The organism is Pseudarthrobacter enclensis (assembly GCF_001457025.1).
Taxonomy (GTDB): Bacteria; Actinomycetota; Actinomycetes; order Actinomycetales; family Micrococcaceae; genus Arthrobacter; species Arthrobacter enclensis.
Genome location: NZ_KQ758600.1, coordinates 186582 through 202063, shown reverse-complemented (window position 1 = coordinate 202063; position 15482 = coordinate 186582). Strand labels below are relative to the sequence as shown.

At 68.2% G+C, this 15482-nt stretch carries 12 protein-coding genes; 1 reads left to right on the top strand and 11 read right to left on the bottom strand.

All coding sequences use genetic code 11. The features are described 5' to 3' along the window. Positions 1 to 8 precede the first annotated feature (8 nt). The 10 genes from AS031_RS05575 to hisI form a co-directional block, all read right to left on the bottom strand. Positions 9 to 1466 carry a glutamate synthase subunit beta gene (locus AS031_RS05575; RefSeq protein ID WP_058267147.1) on the bottom strand — a complete coding sequence of 486 codons (1458 nt, stop codon included), beginning with the start codon at positions 1464 to 1466 and terminating at the stop codon, positions 9 to 11. Further along, positions 1459 to 6072 carry a glutamate synthase large subunit gene (gene gltB, locus AS031_RS05570; RefSeq protein ID WP_058267146.1) on the bottom strand — a complete coding sequence of 1538 codons (4614 nt, stop codon included), beginning with the start codon at positions 6070 to 6072 and terminating at the stop codon, positions 1459 to 1461. The genes AS031_RS05575 and gltB overlap by 8 nt, the downstream gene beginning before the upstream one ends. Positions 6073 to 6335: 263 nt before the next feature. Next, complete coding sequence (gene lgt / locus AS031_RS05565) at positions 6336 to 7523, bottom strand: prolipoprotein diacylglyceryl transferase (protein ID WP_058267145.1); 1188 nt, start codon at positions 7521 to 7523, stop codon at positions 6336 to 6338. A gap of 2 nt (positions 7524 to 7525) precedes the next feature. Further along, a complete protein-coding gene (gene trpA, locus AS031_RS05560; protein ID WP_176716522.1) occupies positions 7526 to 8374 on the bottom strand; it encodes a tryptophan synthase subunit alpha in 849 nt (282 codons plus the stop codon). A gap of 11 nt (positions 8375 to 8385) precedes the next feature. Beyond that, positions 8386 to 9717 (bottom strand): tryptophan synthase subunit beta, encoded by a 1332-nt coding sequence (trpB, locus tag AS031_RS05555; protein WP_058267144.1) that lies wholly within the window; start codon positions 9715 to 9717, stop codon positions 8386 to 8388. A 129-nt stretch (positions 9718 to 9846) separates the two neighbouring features. Then, positions 9847 to 10668 carry an indole-3-glycerol phosphate synthase TrpC gene (gene trpC, locus AS031_RS05550; protein WP_058267143.1) on the bottom strand — a complete coding sequence of 274 codons (822 nt, stop codon included), beginning with the start codon at positions 10666 to 10668 and terminating at the stop codon, positions 9847 to 9849. After that, positions 10668 to 10955 carry an HGxxPAAW family protein gene (locus tag AS031_RS05545; RefSeq protein ID WP_058267142.1) on the bottom strand — a complete coding sequence of 96 codons (288 nt, stop codon included), beginning with the start codon at positions 10953 to 10955 and terminating at the stop codon, positions 10668 to 10670. The genes trpC and AS031_RS05545 overlap by 1 nt, the downstream gene beginning before the upstream one ends. Before the next feature lie 128 nt (positions 10956 to 11083). Next, positions 11084 to 11716, bottom strand: coding sequence for a Trp biosynthesis-associated membrane protein (locus AS031_RS05540; protein ID WP_058267141.1), 633 nt, complete (start codon positions 11714 to 11716; stop codon positions 11084 to 11086). Continuing rightward, positions 11716 to 13275 carry an anthranilate synthase component I gene (locus AS031_RS05535; RefSeq protein WP_058267140.1) on the bottom strand — a complete coding sequence of 520 codons (1560 nt, stop codon included), beginning with the start codon at positions 13273 to 13275 and terminating at the stop codon, positions 11716 to 11718. Before AS031_RS05535 ends, AS031_RS05540 begins: the two co-directional genes overlap by 1 nt. Before the next feature lie 95 nt (positions 13276 to 13370). Next, a complete protein-coding gene (hisI, locus tag AS031_RS05530; protein ID WP_228379570.1) occupies positions 13371 to 13838 on the bottom strand; it encodes a phosphoribosyl-AMP cyclohydrolase in 468 nt (155 codons plus the stop codon). A 111-nt stretch (positions 13839 to 13949) separates the two neighbouring features. Between hisI and AS031_RS05525 the strand changes: the two genes are divergently transcribed. Beyond that, positions 13950 to 14594, top strand: a complete 645-nt coding sequence (locus AS031_RS05525; protein WP_058267594.1) for a TIGR03085 family metal-binding protein — start codon at positions 13950 to 13952, stop codon at positions 14592 to 14594. A gap of 72 nt (positions 14595 to 14666) precedes the next feature. On the opposite strand, the gene hisF is transcribed toward AS031_RS05525, so the two are convergent. Continuing rightward, on the bottom strand, positions 14667 to 15443 hold the full coding sequence (gene hisF, locus AS031_RS05520; protein WP_058267139.1) for an imidazole glycerol phosphate synthase subunit HisF: 777 nt from the start codon (positions 15441 to 15443) through the stop codon (positions 14667 to 14669). Between the last annotated feature and the right edge of the window lie 39 nt (positions 15444 to 15482).

Here is a 15482-nt window from a genome sequence, read left to right as displayed (position 1 = left end):
ATGCACCCCTAGAGGACGGCGATGGCGCGGTCCGTCGGCGCCACCGGTGCCGGCAGGATGGTGCTGCCCATCAGGTACTGGTCCACGGCGGCGGCAGCAGCACGGCCTTCGGCGATGGCCCACACGATCAGCGACTGTCCGCGGCCGGCGTCGCCGGCGACGAAGACGCCCTCGGTGTTGGTCATGTAGTAGCCGTCGCGGGCCACGTTGCCGCGGCCGTCGAACTCGGCCTTCACCTGGTCGGTGATGTTGGCGGGTTCGGCGCCGGTGAAGCCCAGGGACAGGAACACCAGGTCCGCGGGAATGACACGCTCGGTGCCGGCCTTCGGCAGGCGCTTGCCGTCCACGAATTCGGTTTCAGCGACCTTGACGCCGGTCAGCTTGCCGTTTTCGCCGACGAACTCGACGGTGGAGGCAAGGTAGGTCCGCTCGCCGCCTTCCTCGTGGGCGCTGGCAACCTCGAACAGGTTGGGGAACGTCGGCCAGGGCTGGTGGCTTGCGCGCTCCAGCGGCGGCTGCTTGCCGATGGCCAGGGTGGTCACCGAGGCCGCACCATGCCGGTGGGCGGTGCCCAGGCAGTCGGCACCGGTGTCGCCGCCACCAAGGATCACCACATGCTTGCCCTGGGCATGGATCTGGTTTTCGATGGCCTCCCCCGCCACCACGCGGTTCGCCGGTACCAGGTAGTCCATGGCGAAGTGGACGCCGTCGAGGTCGCGGCCCGGGATGGGCAGGTCCCGCGGAACGGTGGCGCCGGTGGCGATCACCACGGCGTCATACCGCCGGCGCAGCTGCTCCCACGTGACATCGGTGCCAACAGCGACGCCGGTGCGGAACCGGGTGCCCTCGGCCTTCATCTGCTCGAGCCGGCGGTCCACCTGCTCTTTTTCCATCTTGAAGTCGGGGATGCCGTACCGCAGCAGGCCGCCGATCTTGTCGTCGCGTTCGTACACTGCAACGGTGTGGCCAACCCGGGTCAGCTGCTGGGCTGCGGCCAGGCCGGCGGGGCCGGAGCCCACGACGGCGACCGTCTTGCCGGTCAGGCGGTGCGGCGGCAGCGGGTTGACCCAGCCGTTGTCGAACGCCTCGTCGATGATGGAAACTTCCACCTGCTTGATGGTGACGGCGGGCTGGTTGATGCCCAGCACGCAGGACGCCTCGCACGGGGCGGGGCAGAGCCGGCCGGTCCATTCAGGGAAGTTGTTCGTGGCGTGCAGGCGCTCGATTGCTTCCTCGCCCTTGTCCCGCCACATGAGGTCGTTCCACTCGGGAATCAGGTTACCCAGCGGGCAGCCCTGGTGGCAGAACGGAACGCCGCAGTCCATGCAGCGGCCCGCCTGGGCCTTCAGCGTGCCCTTCTCCTGGGCCTCGTACACTTCCTTCCAGTCCATGATGCGGACGGGAACGGGACGGCGCGGCTGGGTTTCACGCTGGCGTACTTTCAGAAATCCGCGTGGGTCAGCCACCGGTCACCTCCAGGATTCGAGACCAAACTTCTTCGCCGTCGGGGTCAAGACCCTCTTCGATGGCGTCGAGACGGGTTTGCAGCACGGCCGCGTAGTCGCGCGGCAGCACCTTGGTAATGCGGGCAGCGGTGTCATCGAAGTTCTCCAGCAGGCGCGCGGCCAGCTGCGAGTCGGTTTCCTCGATGTGCTTCACGAGCAGCCCGTGGACAATGTCGCGGTCCTCAGCGTCCAGTTCCCGCAGCTGCAGTTCGCCGGATTCGAGGGCCTGCTTGTTGACGCGGGTGGTGCGCAGGTCCAGGACGTAGGCGGTGCCGCCGGACATGCCGGCGCCGAAGTTGCGCCCGGTACGTCCCAGGATCAGCGTCTGCCCGCCGGTCATGTACTCGCAGCCGTGGTCGCCGATGCCTTCGACGACGGCGGTGGCACCGGAGTTGCGGACCAGGAAGCGTTCGCCAACCTGGCCGCGGAGGAACAGCTCACCACTGGTGGCACCGTAGCCGATCACGTTGCCGGCGATGACGTTGGTTTCCGCCTTGAACACGTTGGTGCGGTCCGGACGGACGATGATCCGGCCGCCGGACAGGCCCTTACCCACATAGTCGTTCGAGTCGCCGTACAGCCGCAGGGTGATGCCTGCGGGCAGGAAGGCGCCCAGCGACTGTCCGGCGGTGCCGTTCAGCGTGATGTCGATCGTGTCCGTGGCGAGCACGTCGGTGCCGAACGTCTTGGTCACGGTGTGGCCCAGCATGGTGCCCACCGACCGGTCGGTGTTGATGACGTCCACGGTGATCTTGACCGGCGTACGGTCCGTCAGGGCTTCGGTGGCCATGGTGATCAGCCGCTGGTCGAAGTGCTTGTCCAGCTCGTGGTTCTGGCCCGTCATGTTGCGCAGCGGCGCGTCGTCGTCGAACTCCAGTCCGTGCAGGATCGGGTCCAGGTCCAGGCCGTCGGCCTTCCAGTGGTCCACGGCGTCGCGGGTGTCCAGCACCTCTGCGTGGCCGATCGCCTCCTCGAGGCTGCGGAAGCCCAATTCGGCCAGGATCTCGCGGACTTCCTCGGCGAGGAACTCGAAGAAGTTGACCACGAACTCGGGCTTGCCGCTGAAGCGTGCCCGCAGTTCGGGGTTCTGGGTGGCAACGCCCACGGGGCAGGTGTCCAGGTGGCAGACGCGCATCATGATGCAGCCTTCCACCACCAGCGGTGCCGTGGCGAAGCCGAACTCCTCGCCGCCCAGCAGCGCGGCGATGACCACGTCGCGGCCGGTCTTGAGCTGGCCGTCCACCTGCACCACCACGCGGTCGCGCAGGCCGTTGAGCATCAGGGTCTGCTGGGTTTCGGCCAGGCCGAGTTCCCACGGGACACCTGCGTGCTTAAGCGAGTTCAGCGGCGACGCGCCGGTGCCGCCGTCATGTCCGGAGACAAGCACGACGTCGGCCTTCGCCTTGGTCACGCCGGACGCCACAGTGCCGATTCCGACTTCCGACACCAGCTTGACGTGCACCCGGGCGGAGGGGTTGGCGCGCTTGGCATCGTAGATCAGCTGCGCCAGGTCCTCGATCGAGTAGATGTCGTGGTGCGGGGGCGGCGAGATCAGCCCGACGCCGGGCGTCGAGTGGCGGGTCCGGGCCACCCACGGGTAGACCTTCTGCGCCATCAGCTGGCCGCCTTCGCCGGGCTTGGCGCCCTGGGCCATCTTGATCTGGATGTCGTCGGCGTTGGTCAGGTACAGGCTGGTCACGCCGAAACGGCCGGAGGCGATCTGCTTGACGGCGGAGCGGCGCTCCGGGTCCATCAGACGGTCCACGTCCTCGCCGCCTTCACCGGTGTTGGACTTGCCGCCCAGCCGGTTCATGGCGATGGCCAGTGTCTCGTGGGCTTCCTTGGAGATGGAGCCGTAGCTCATGGCGCCGGTGGAGAACCGCTTGACAATGCTGGAGACCGGCTCCACTTCCTCCAGCGGCACCGCCGGGCGGTCGCTCTTGAACTTGAGCAGGCCACGGAGGGTCATCAGGTTGGTGGACTGGTCGTCCACGCCCTTGGTGTAGGACTTGAAGATGTCGTAACGGCGTTCACGCGTGGCGTGCTGCAGCCGGAAGACGGTCTCGGGGTTGAACAGGTGCGGCTCGCCGTCGCGGCGCCACTGGTACTCGCCGCCGCCCAGCAGCGGCCGGTGCGGCTGCTCGATGCCGCCTTCGGGGTAGGCCATCTGGTGGCGGGCGGAAACCTCGGCGGCGACGACGTCGAGGCCAACGCCGCCCAGCTGGGAATGGGTGCCCGCAAAGAACTCATCAACCAGGTCCTGGCCTAGCCCCAGTGCCTCGAAGGTCTGCGCGCCGGTGTAGGAGGCAACAGTGGAGATGCCCATCTTGGACATGATCTTCAGGACGCCCTTGCCGAGGCCCTTGATCAGGTTGTACACGCCGTCCTGCGGGGTGACGCCGGTGACGTCCCCGGCAGCGATGAGCTGCTCCACGGATTCCATGGCCAGATAGGGGTTGACGGCGGAGGCACCGTAGCCGATCAGGACTGCCACGTGGTGCGTTTCGCGGACGTCGCCGGCCTCGACCACCAGGGCTGTCTTGGTGCGGTTGGCGCTCCGGAGCAGGTGGTGGTGCACGGCGCTGACCAGCAGCAGCGACGGGATGGGCGCCCACTGGGCGTTGGAGTCACGGTCCGAAAGGACGATGTACTGCACGCCGCGGTTGATGGCGCCGGACACCTGCTCGCAGATTTCGGTCAGGCGTGCCCGCAGCGCAGCCTCGCCGCCCTCGGGGCGGTACAGGCCGCGGACCTTCATGGCCACGCGGTTGCCGTCGGCGTCCTCGATGTTGGCAATCTTGGCCAGCTGGTCGTTGTTGATCACGGGGAACGGCAGCTGCACCTGGGGCTGGCGCACCTGCTTGGTGTCCAGCAGGTTGCCGTTGGGACCGATGGCGCAGGTCAGCGACGTGACCAGTTCCTCGCGGATGGCGTCCAGCGGCGGGTTGGTGACCTGCGCGAAGGACTGCACGAAGTAGTCGAAGAGCAGGCGGGGGCGCTTGGACAGCACGGCCACCGGAGTGTCGGAGCCCATGGCACCGAGAGGCTCGGCGCCGGTGCGGGCCATCGGACCCAGGAGGATCTTCAGCTCTTCGGTGGTGTAACCGAAGGTCCGCTGGCGGATGTTCACGGACGCGGCAGTGTGGACCACGTGCTCGCGCTCGGGAAGTTCGTTGAGGTCGATCAGGTTGTCCTTGACCCATTCCGCCCACGGGTTGGCGGCGGCGACCTCGGCCTTGACCTCTTCGTCGTCGATGATGCGGCCGGCGTCGGTGTCCACCAGGAACATCTTCCCCGGGGACACACGGCCCTTCTTGACCACCTTGGAGGGCTCGACGTCGATCACGCCTACCTCGGAGGCGAACACGATCAGGCCGTCCTCGGTGATCCAGAACCGGCCGGGGCGCAGGCCGTTGCGGTCCAGCGTGGCACCCACCAGGTTGCCGTCGGTGAAGGACACGGCGGCCGGGCCGTCCCACGGTTCCATCAGCAGGGAGTGGTACTCGTAGAAAGCACGGCGCGCGGGATCCATCGTGGCGTGGTTTTCCCAGGCCTCGGGGATCATCATCATGATCGCGTGCGTGATGGGGCGGCCGGAGAGCCAGAGGAGCTCGGCCACCTCGTCGAAGGACGCGGAATCGGAAGCACCCGGGGTGCAGATGGGGTACAGCTCTTCCGGGGCGTCGCCCAGCAGCGGGTTGGCCAGCTGCGACTGGCGGGCACGCATCCAGTTCCGGTTGCCCTTGACGGTGTTGATTTCACCGTTGTGGGCGATGGTCCGGAACGGCTGCGCCAGCGGCCAGGACGGGAACGTGTTGGTGGAGAAGCGCGAGTGGACGATCGCCAGCTTGGTCTTGAAGCGCTTGTCCGACAGGTCCGGGTAGAACGGCTCCAGCTGAGCCGTCGTCAGCATGCCCTTGTAGACGATGGTCCGGGAGGACAGCGACGGGAAGTAGACACCGAACTTGTTCTGGGCGCGCTTGCGGATCCGCCAGGCGCGGGCGTCCAGCTCGTTGCGGTCCAGGACCTCGCCGTTGGCGGAGGCGAAGAACGGCTGCGAGAAGTAGGGCATGCAGGCGCGCGCCATGGCGCCCACGAGGTCGGCGACCACCGGCACTTCGCGCCAGCCGAGGACGGTGAGTCCCTCATCGGCGGCGAGCCCCTCGATGCCTGCCTTGGCGGCGTCGGCCTCGCGCTGTTCGGCGGGGAGGAAAGCGGTACCGGCCACGTACTGGCCGGGTGCGGGAAGTTCGAACTCGGTCACGGCCCGGAAGAACTCGTCCGGGATCTGCATCAGCAGGCCCGCTCCGTCACCGGTACCCTCGTCTGCGCCGACGGCACCGCGGTGCTCGAGGTTGCGGAGGGCGGTCAGGGCGGCGTCGACAATGTCGTACCCGGGTTCACCTCGGAGGGTGGCGATAATCGCAAGACCGCAGGCGTCCTTCTCCTGCTCCGGGTTGTAGAGCCCGGCGGCCTCCGGCAAGGCTGCGAAGCGCTTGAACGGCGACATGGCGGCCTCGGGCTGGTCGGGTTCAGACCAGCTGGGAGTGTGAAGAGTTTGGGTCATGGGAGACGTCCTTCCTCCTGATCGTGCGTATGGAAGGGACACCGTTGGCCCCACTCGTCGGCGCCACTGTGATGGGCACAACAAAGTGTTTGTTCACTGAAAATTGTAGGTCAGCCCGGCCTGCTGAACTAACGGTTACGCAGGCCCCTGCCCAGGGCTTCGCCGGACTGCAGCTCTATGCTGTCCAAACTGGGCCCCATGCCACGACATTGTGGTTTCGGGCCCTTCGAGCGGTGGCTCTGCTGCCCTGCGATGGCCGGCGTCTACTTGCTGCCGGCCTCCGGCGCTGTTCCGGTGGCTGTGCTGCCGGTGTGTCCGGAAGCCGCCGCATCCGTGCCGGGCTTGGCGCCGGCCGGTGCTGCCTCGCCCTTTTCCGCGGGGACGGAAGAGGGCCTGGAACCGCTTTGGTTATCAGGGAGATTATCACGCGATTCACTATCTGAGACAACAGTGTCCGTATCACGGGACGCTTCGGAGGTCCCTGTTACGCCGGGCGCCGGGGCGCCGTCCACCGCCGGTGCCGCGTCTTTTTCCGCGGGTTCCCGGCCCGGAAGGTACACAGTGTCCGGTTCCGGCCGCTTCTTCAGGCCCAGAAGTATGAAGGCCGCCAGCGCCAGCACGAAGACCAGGATGCTGGTCCAGACGTTGAGCCGGGTAGTGATACCGAAGAGCGACACCTGCTCCGCGTCATCAATGCGCATCGCCTCAATCCAGACGCGGCCCAGCGTGTAGTACATGGCGTAGAGCCAGAAGAGGCGGCTGCGGCGGAAGGAGAACCGTCGGTCCAGGGCGAGCAGGATGACGACGCCGGCCACGTTCCACAGCGATTCGTACAGGAACGTCGGGTGGAACAGCGTGTCCGCGGGGACCCCGGCGGGGAAGTTCGGGTTGTTGGGGTCGATCTGCAGGCCCCACGGCAGCGTGGTGGGTCCACCGAAGAGTTCCTGGTTGAACCAGTTGCCCCAGCGGCCCAGCGCCTGAGCGAGCAGCAGGCCCGGCGCCGCGGCGTCCAGGAACGCGGAAAGCTTGACGCCGCTGCGGCGGCAGCCGATCCAGGCGCCGACGACGCCCAGGACCACGGCGCCCCAGATGCCGAGGCCGCCGCGCTGGATCTGCGGGATCAGCGACAGGTCGCCGGTGCCGTCGAAGCCAGGGCCGAAGTAGGCGTCCGGTGAGGAGAACACGTGGTAGAGCCGGCCGCCGATGATGCCGAACGGGATGGCCCAAATGACGATGTCCCAGACGCTGCCTTCCGGGGCGCCCCGTTTTGCCCAGCGGACCGAGGTCAGCCAGAGGCCGGCGATGATGCCCGCCAGGATGCACAGCGCGTACGCGTGGATGCGCAGCGCCCCCCACGGCAGCGGGATGTCAAAGCCGGACCAGCCGGGGCTCGGGATGCTGGCGGGCAGCAGGGCGGGGGCCAGCGCGGCGGCCTGGAGGAGGCTCTGCATCCCTAGGCTTCTTCCCCGGCCGGCTTTGCGTCCTTGGCCAGGCCGGTGCTGAGGTCCTTGGTGAGGGCCGCGACCGCGTCCACGCCGCCGTCGCGGACGGCTGCCACAAGGGCCGTACCGACAATGACGCCTTCGGCATAGGCGGCGATCTCCCGGACCTGGTCGGCGTTGGAAACGCCCAGGCCCACGCAGACGCGCTCGGCGCCGGCGGCGTGCGCGGCTGCCACCACGTCCTTGGCGGCGGAGCTCACGGAGCTGCGCGCACCGGTGACGCCCATGATGGAGACGGCGTAGACGAACCCGCGGCTTGCGTCCACGGTGCGTTGCATGCGCTCGGTGGTGGAGGACGGCGCCACCAGGAACACCCGGTCCAGGCCGTACTTGTCGGACGCTTCAAACCACTCGGACGCTTCGTCGGGGATGAGGTCGGGCGTGATCAGGCCTGCTCCCCCGGCTTCGGCGAGGCGGCGGGAGAACTCGTCCACGCCCATCCGCACCACGGGGTTCCAGTAGGTCATCACCAGTACCGCGGCGTCGGTCTTGCTGGTGATGCCCGCCACGACGTCGAACACCTGGCGGACGTGGAATCCGTTGGCCAGCGCCTCGGTGGTGGCGGCCTGGATCACCTGGCCGTCCATGACGGGGTCGGAGTAGGGAATGCCGATTTCAATCAGGTCGGCGCCGTTTTCGGCCAGCGCGATGCCCGCCGCGATGGTCTCTTCGACGCTCGGGTAGCCTGCGGGCAGGTAGCCGATCAGGGCGGCCCGTCCTTCGGACCGGGCCTTGTCAATGGCTGCTGCGGACTTGCTGGTCATCTGCGCCTTGCCGGCCGCCTGTGCGCTGCCGCTCATTCCTGCGGTGTTCACAGCTGCTCCCCTTCTTTGCCGATTTCCGATTCGGCGGAATCCTTGTCCAACAGGTTGAACCACTCGGCCGCGGTGGCCACGTCCTTGTCGCCGCGTCCGGAGAGGTTGATGATGATGATCTTGTCCGCAGCGGTTCCTGTTCCTGCTGCCTCCACGTCGGCAGCCAGCCGCTGGCCCACCTTGATGCCGCCGGCCAGCGCGTGCGCGGACTCAATGGCAGGGATGATGCCCTCGGTCCGGCACAGCAGCCGGAACGCGTCCATGGCTTCGCTGTCGGTGATGGGCTCGTAGCTGACGCGGCCGATGTCCGAGAGGTAGGAGTGCTCCGGTCCCACGCCCGGGTAGTCGAGCCCCGCGGAGATCGAGTGGGATTCGATGGTCTGGCCGTCGTCGTCCTGCATGAGGTAGGACCGGGCACCGTGCAGCACGCCGGGCTTGCCCAGGGAGATCGTGGCGGCGTGGCGGCCGGTCTCGACGCCGTCGCCCCCGGCCTCGAAGCCGTAGATCTTCACGGAGGGGTCGTCGAGGAAGCCGTGGAAGATGCCGATGGCGTTGGACCCGCCGCCGATGCAGGCGCAGACAGCGTCCGGGAGGCGGCCTTCCTGTTCCAGGATCTGTGCCCGGGCTTCGTCGCCGATGACCTCATGGAAGTAGCGGACCATGGCGGGGAACGGGTGCGCGCCGGCGGCGGTGCCCAGCAGGTAATGGGTGTTGGCCACATTGGCCACCCAGTCACGCAGGGCCTCGTTGATGGCATCCTTCAGCGTCTGGGAGCCGCTCGTGACGGGAATGACCGTGGCGCCCAGCAGTTCCATGCGGGCCACGTTCAGGGCCTGCCGGCGGCAGTCCTCGGCGCCCATGTACACCACGCACTCAAGGCCCAGCAGTGCTGCCGCGGTGGCGCTGGCCACGCCGTGCTGGCCGGCCCCGGTCTCGGCGATGATGCGGGTCTTGCCCATGCGCTTGGCCAGCAGCGCCTGCCCCAGGACGTTGTTGATCTTGTGTGAACCGGTGTGGTTGAGGTCTTCACGCTTGAGGAAGACCCTCACGCCGCCTGCGTGCTGGGAGAAGCGCTTGGCCTCCGTCAGCAGTGACGGCCGGCCGGAGTAGTTCTTGTTCAGGTCTGCGATCTGTGCCCGGAAGTCGGGATCTTCCTTGGCCTTGTCGAAGGTTTCCTCGAGTTCGTCCAGGGCGGCGATCAGGGACTCGGGCATCCAGCGTCCGCCGTAGCTGCCGAAGTACGGCCCCGGGGCGTGCCGGAGTGAGGCGCCCTGCAGGAAAGCCTCGGCGGCGTTGTTGTCAGCGATTCCTGAAGGTGCGTCGGCCATCAGTCCCGTCCTGTTCCAGTAGTTCGATCAAAGTATGTGGTCCGGACAGCCCGTCCGGACGGAGCACCGCCCGCCGGTGCCCGGAGGCGGCAGCCGCGGGCGCTGCCGCCACCGTCGTGGTGCGGCCCGTCAGCGGCGGGCTGCGATGGCGGCGGCGCCGGCTGCGGTGAATTCGGCAATGCGTTCCCGCGGCGTGGCGTGGTTGACCAGGGCTTCACCCACCAGGATGGCGTTGGCGCCGCTGGCGGCGTAGTGCGTGACGTCGTCGGCGTTGCGGACACCGGATTCGGCGACCACCACTGCGCCGGCCGGAATCCTGCCTGCAAGCGAGGCGAAAAGCGAACGGTCGACGTCGAGCGTCTTGAGGTTGCGGACGTTGACGCCGATGATGCGCGCGTTCGCCGCGGCGGCACGGTCGATTTCCTCTTCGGTGTGCGTTTCCACCAGGACATTCATGCCCAGCTCGTGGCTGAGGGCGCTGAAGTCGGCCAGCTGGGCGTCGGAGAGGGCGGCGACGATGAGCAGGACCAGGTCCGCGCCGTGGGCGCGGGCCTCCCAGATCTGGTACTCGTCCAGGGTGAAGTCCTTGCGGAGCAGCGGAAGGTCGACGGCGGCGCGGACGGCGTCGAGGTCCGCCAGCGATCCATTGAAGCGGCGCTGTTCGGTGAGGACGCTGATGACGGAGGCACCGCCGTCGGCGTACTGCCTGGCGAGCGTCGCGGGGTCGCCGATGCTGGCGAGGTCGCCCTTGGAGGGGCTGCGGCGCTTGATCTCGGCGATGACCTTCAGTTCGTCGCGCGACGGCGAGGGGCCGCCTAGCGCAGCCCATGCGTCACGCGCGGGCGCGGCGGCCTGGGCGCGGTCCTTCAGTTCAGCCAGGGAGACGAGCCGCTTCCTGGCCTCCATGTCCTCCCGGACACCGGCGTTGATGTCGTCGAGAACAGTCGCCATCAGTGGCCGGAGTTCTTGAGCTTGCTGCCCTCGACGCCGTAACCTGCCTTGCGCATGATGTAGCCGAGGATCAGGCCCACCACCATGACGGCACCGCCGGCGATGAAGATGGGGGTGTTGGCGATGACGAAGGCAATGGCCATGATGAGGGCGCCGATGAGCATGACGATGACGCACGTCCAGGCTGCGGGGCTGTTGCCGTGGCCCAGTTCCTGACTGTGGTCGATGACGCCGGGGGCCACCTGGCGGGTGCCGGACTTGGAAACGGACGCAGGTGCTTTGCTCATGGAAAATCTCCTCAGGGTGGATACTGCTTACATTCTGCCATTTTTTGGCCACTGATCCGGAACCGGGCGCGTTGCCTGGCGGGGCATGACGGAACGCTCCGCGGGCCCGGTGTTACGGCTTGGCCGGGTCAGGTGGGGTCATCGCCGCGGGAGAGCCTGTCCCAGCTGTCGATCTCGTCAACGGGGCCGGCGGCCGCGGCGCTTCCGGCGACGGGCCGCGCGTCGTATTTGGTGCGTGAGGCCCAGTGCCGCGATGCGGGCAGGATCAGCAGCCCTGCCAGTGCCAGCAGGCAGCCGGCCACGACGGCGAGCACCGGGAAGGCGGAGACGGCCACCTGGGCGGGTCCGCCCGTGACACCGGTGGCCGCGCCGATTGAGCCCTGCGAAGCTGCCAGCGGGTCGGACAGCACGGTGCCCGCCGCGGCGACAATGCCGGCCGAGGCCAGGACGATGATGCCGGTGATGATCCAGCGCGCCACGCGTCCGGCGATGGCCGCGGCGAGGCCGCCGGCCAGTGCCACGAGGGCCAGGGCGGTGACGGCGGTGGCGGCCTTGCTGCCCTGCACGTCCAGTGGGCCCTGGCCTGCCCCGGCCTGTCCTGCCTGGTTGGGGTCAAGGGTGACTGTCATCCAGGTCTGCGTCGTGGTACCGAAGACGGCAAGCGCCAGCAGGGCAATGAGCAGCACCACCGTGGACTTGCGTGCCCATGCCGGGGCCGGCTTCCTCGCGGCGCGCTGGGGTGCCAGGTCCGGGCCGGTCATCAGGAGTCGCCGTCGGGGAGGGAAGCGGCGGAAATGTCCTGCAGCGAACCCGCGGTGTGGACGGCCCGGAGCGGAGCCGCAGCCTTGTTGACCGTTTCGAGGGCCTCGGTGGGGTTGACTGAGTCCGCCACGATGCCGCCGCCGGCCTGCACGTAGGCGCGGCCTTCCCGGATCAGGGCGGAGCGGATGGCGATGGCCATGTCCATGTCCCCGGCGAAATCCAGGTAGCCCACCACGCCGCCGTAGATGCCGCGGCGGTGCGGTTCCAGCTCATCCAGGAGCCGCAGGGCGCGGGGCTTCGGCGCGCCGGACAGCGTTCCGGCGGGGAACGTTGCCTTCAGGACGTCATACGCCTTGGCATCGGGGGCCAGCTGTCCCACCACGGTGGACACCAGGTGCATGATGTGGCTGAACCGTTCCACCTCCATGAACTGGGTGACGTCCACTGTGCCGGCAACGCAGACCTTGGAGAGGTCGTTGCGGGACAGGTCCACCAGCATGAGGTGTTCGGCGCGCTCCTTCTGGTCCGCGAGGAGTTCCTCCGCCAGGGCCTTGTCTGCCTCGACGGTCCTGCCGCGCGGCCGTGAACCGGCGATGGGGTGGGTGATGACTTCCTCGCCGGTGACAGTCACGAGGGCTTCCGGGGACGATCCCACGATGGAGTACTGCCGGCCCTCGGCGTCTTCGAGGCTGAAGATGTACATGTACGGGCTGGGGTTGGTGTTGCGGAGCACGCGGTAGACGTCCAGGGCAGAGGCCTGGCATTCCATCTCGAAGCGCCGGGAGATCACCACCTGGAACACTTCGCCGTCCACGATCGCTTCCTTGCCCCGGTCAAGGGCAGCAAGGTACTCGGCCTCGTTCCAGCGTTCCTGGACGCTTGAGGCGAAGTCCAGTGCGGCAGGCGCCAGCACCGACACGGGCTGCACCACCGGGGCGCTGACCTTGGCCAGCAGGGCCTTCACCCGGGCGACGGCGTCGTGCCAGGCCTCGTCCACCCGTTCGGATCTGTTGTCGAAATTGATGGCGTTGGCGATCAGCAGCACCGTGCCGTCCACGTTGTCGTGCACGGCCATGTCGGTGACCAGGTTCAGGGCCATCTCGGGCAGCTGCAGGTCGTCTTCGGGCGGGCTGACCAGCCGCTCCCAGTGCCGGACGGTTTCCCAGCCGAGGAAGCCGACCAGGCCCGAGGTGAACGGCGGCAGCCCGTCGAACCGGTCGGTGCGGAGCGCGTCGATGGTGTCGCGGATGGCGTCCACCGGGCTGCCGTCCACCGGGACGCCGGCCGGGGGCTCACCGAGCCAGTGCGCCTGCCCGTCCCGGGTGGTGAGTGTGGCGCGGGAGTTGGCGCCGATGAAGGAGTAGCGGGACCAGGCGCCGCCCACCGCCGCTGACTCCATCAGGAACGTTCCGGGCTGGCCCTGGGCCAGCTTCCGGTACAGCCCGATGGGCGTTTCGGCGTCCGCGAGCACCTTCAGGCGCACCGGGATGACGCGGCTGTGGCCGGCCAGTTCGCGGAACTCCTCAAGGCTGGGGCTGATGGTTCCAAGGTCCTGCATGGTTGTGCTTTCCGCCTGTTCGTTGGAGGGCCGGCCGCGCCGGGCGCCTGGGATGTAGGAAGGGAGCCGGACTCCCCCGCCGTGGTTGGCCGGGCTCAGTCGGTGGGAACTGTGACGACGTCCAGGTCCCGGCCGTCGAAGCAGGTCCGGGTGCCGGTGTGGCAGGCTGCGCCCACTTGGTCCACGCGGACCAGCAGCGCGTCGCCGTCACAGTCCATGGCCACGGACTTGACCCACTGCACGTGCCCGGATGTGTCTCCCTTGCGCCAGTACTCCTGCCGGGACCGGGAGTAGAACGTCACCCGTCCGCTGGTCATGGTGCGGTGCAGCGCCTCATCGTCCATCCAGCCGAGCATGAGGACCTCGTTGGTGTCGTACTGCTGGACGACGGCGGCCACCAGGCCCGCGCTGTCCCGCTTCAGCGCGGCGGCCAGGCCGGCAGGCAGCGGGCTCGCCGCCGCGGGGGTTTCGGGCGCGGCGGCAGGGGCGCCGGACAGGGCCGGACCGGCGGCTTGGGCGGTGGTTTGTGCGGTGGCTTTTTCGGGGGCGGGCTGCTCAGACATCAGCTCAAGTCTAGTGCCTCCGCCGCTGCCGCAGCCGATGTGAACAACGGCACGCCAGCGGCGGCAGCCGTGCTGCCCAACTCGGGGCCGGTCATGCTAGCTTTCCAAGTGATGCATTTCGTCGAACCGTCCCGTGAAGTCCTGGCCGAAACCCTCCTTGCGGCCGGCCCTGACGCGCCCACGCTCTGCAAGGGCTGGCGCACCAGGGACCTCGCCGCGCACCTTTACCTGCGGGAGCGCAAGGCCGCCGTCGGGCTGGGCCTGATCATCAAGCGGCTCGCGAAGGCCTCCGACCAGGCCACCGCCAAGCTGGCGGCGAAACTGAAGAGCACCGAGGACTATGCCGGGCTGGTGAACACCTTCCGGGCAGGCCCGCCGGCCCTCTCCCCCATGAACATCAAGGCCCTGGACGAGAGCTCCAACCTGATCGAGTACTTCGTCCACACGGAGGACGTCCGGCGCGCAGTTGACCGCTGGGCGCCGCGGGCGCTGGACGAGGCCTACTCGGACGCGCTGTGGGACGAGCTCGTCAAGCGCGCCGCCATCCTGTACCGCGGCGTCGACCTTGGCATTGTCCTGGTTCGCCCGTCGGGCCCCCGGCACGTTGCCAAGCGCGCGCCCGTTTCCGTGGCGATCGTCGGCGAGCCCGGCGAACTGCTGATGCACGCCCACGGACGGACCCGCCACGCCCTGGTCACGTTCGAGGGCCAGCCCGACGCCGTCGCGCTCCTGCAGTCAGCCGAAGTAGGCCTTTAACCCAACTTGCGCCATCACTTTCGGTCCCCAAAACAGCATTTTGGGGACCAAAAGTGATAGCGCAACGGGAGGTTAGCGGACCTCGAAACCCGCTGCCCGGATGGCGTCCTTGACCTGGTGCATCATGTTGTCCGGCCCCCAGTGGAAGATGGAGGCCGCCAAAACAGCGTCCGCTCCCGCTGCCACGGCGGGCGGGAAGTGGTCCGGCTGACCGGCGCCGCCGGAGGCGATGATCGGCACCTTCACTGCCGCCCGGACCATGCGGATCATTTCCAGGTCGAAGCCGTCCTTGGTGCCGTCGGCGTCGATGGAGTTGAGCAGGATTTCGCCGACGCCCCGGTCCGCGGCTTCCCTGGCCCAGGCCATGGCGTCAATTCCGGTGCCGGTGCGGCCGCCGTGGGTGGTTACTTCAAAGCCCGACGGCGTGGGCTGGGACCCGGGGCGGGTGCGCCGGGCATCCACGGACAGGACCAGGACCTGGGAGCCGAAGTGCCGCGTGATTTCGTCGATGACTTCGGGCCGGGCCACGGCGGCGGTGTTGATGGCGGCCTTGTCCGCGCCGTACCGGAGCAGCTTGTCCACCTCGGCCACGCCGCGGACGCCGCCGCCCACGGTCAGCGGGATGAAGACTTCCTCGGCGGTGCGGCGGACCACGTCGAAGGTGGTCTCGCGGTTGCCCGAGGATGCCGTCACGTCGAGGAAGGTCAGTTCGTCGGCGCCGGCATTGTCGTAGCGGTGGGCCAGTTCCACCGGGTCGCCGGCATCGCGGAGCCCCTCGAAGTTGACGCCCTTGACGACGCGTCCGGCGTCGACATCAAGGCAGGGAATGACACGGACTGCTACTGCCATGGGTACTCCTGGAAAAATCTGCGGTGCTGTGGAGGGGAT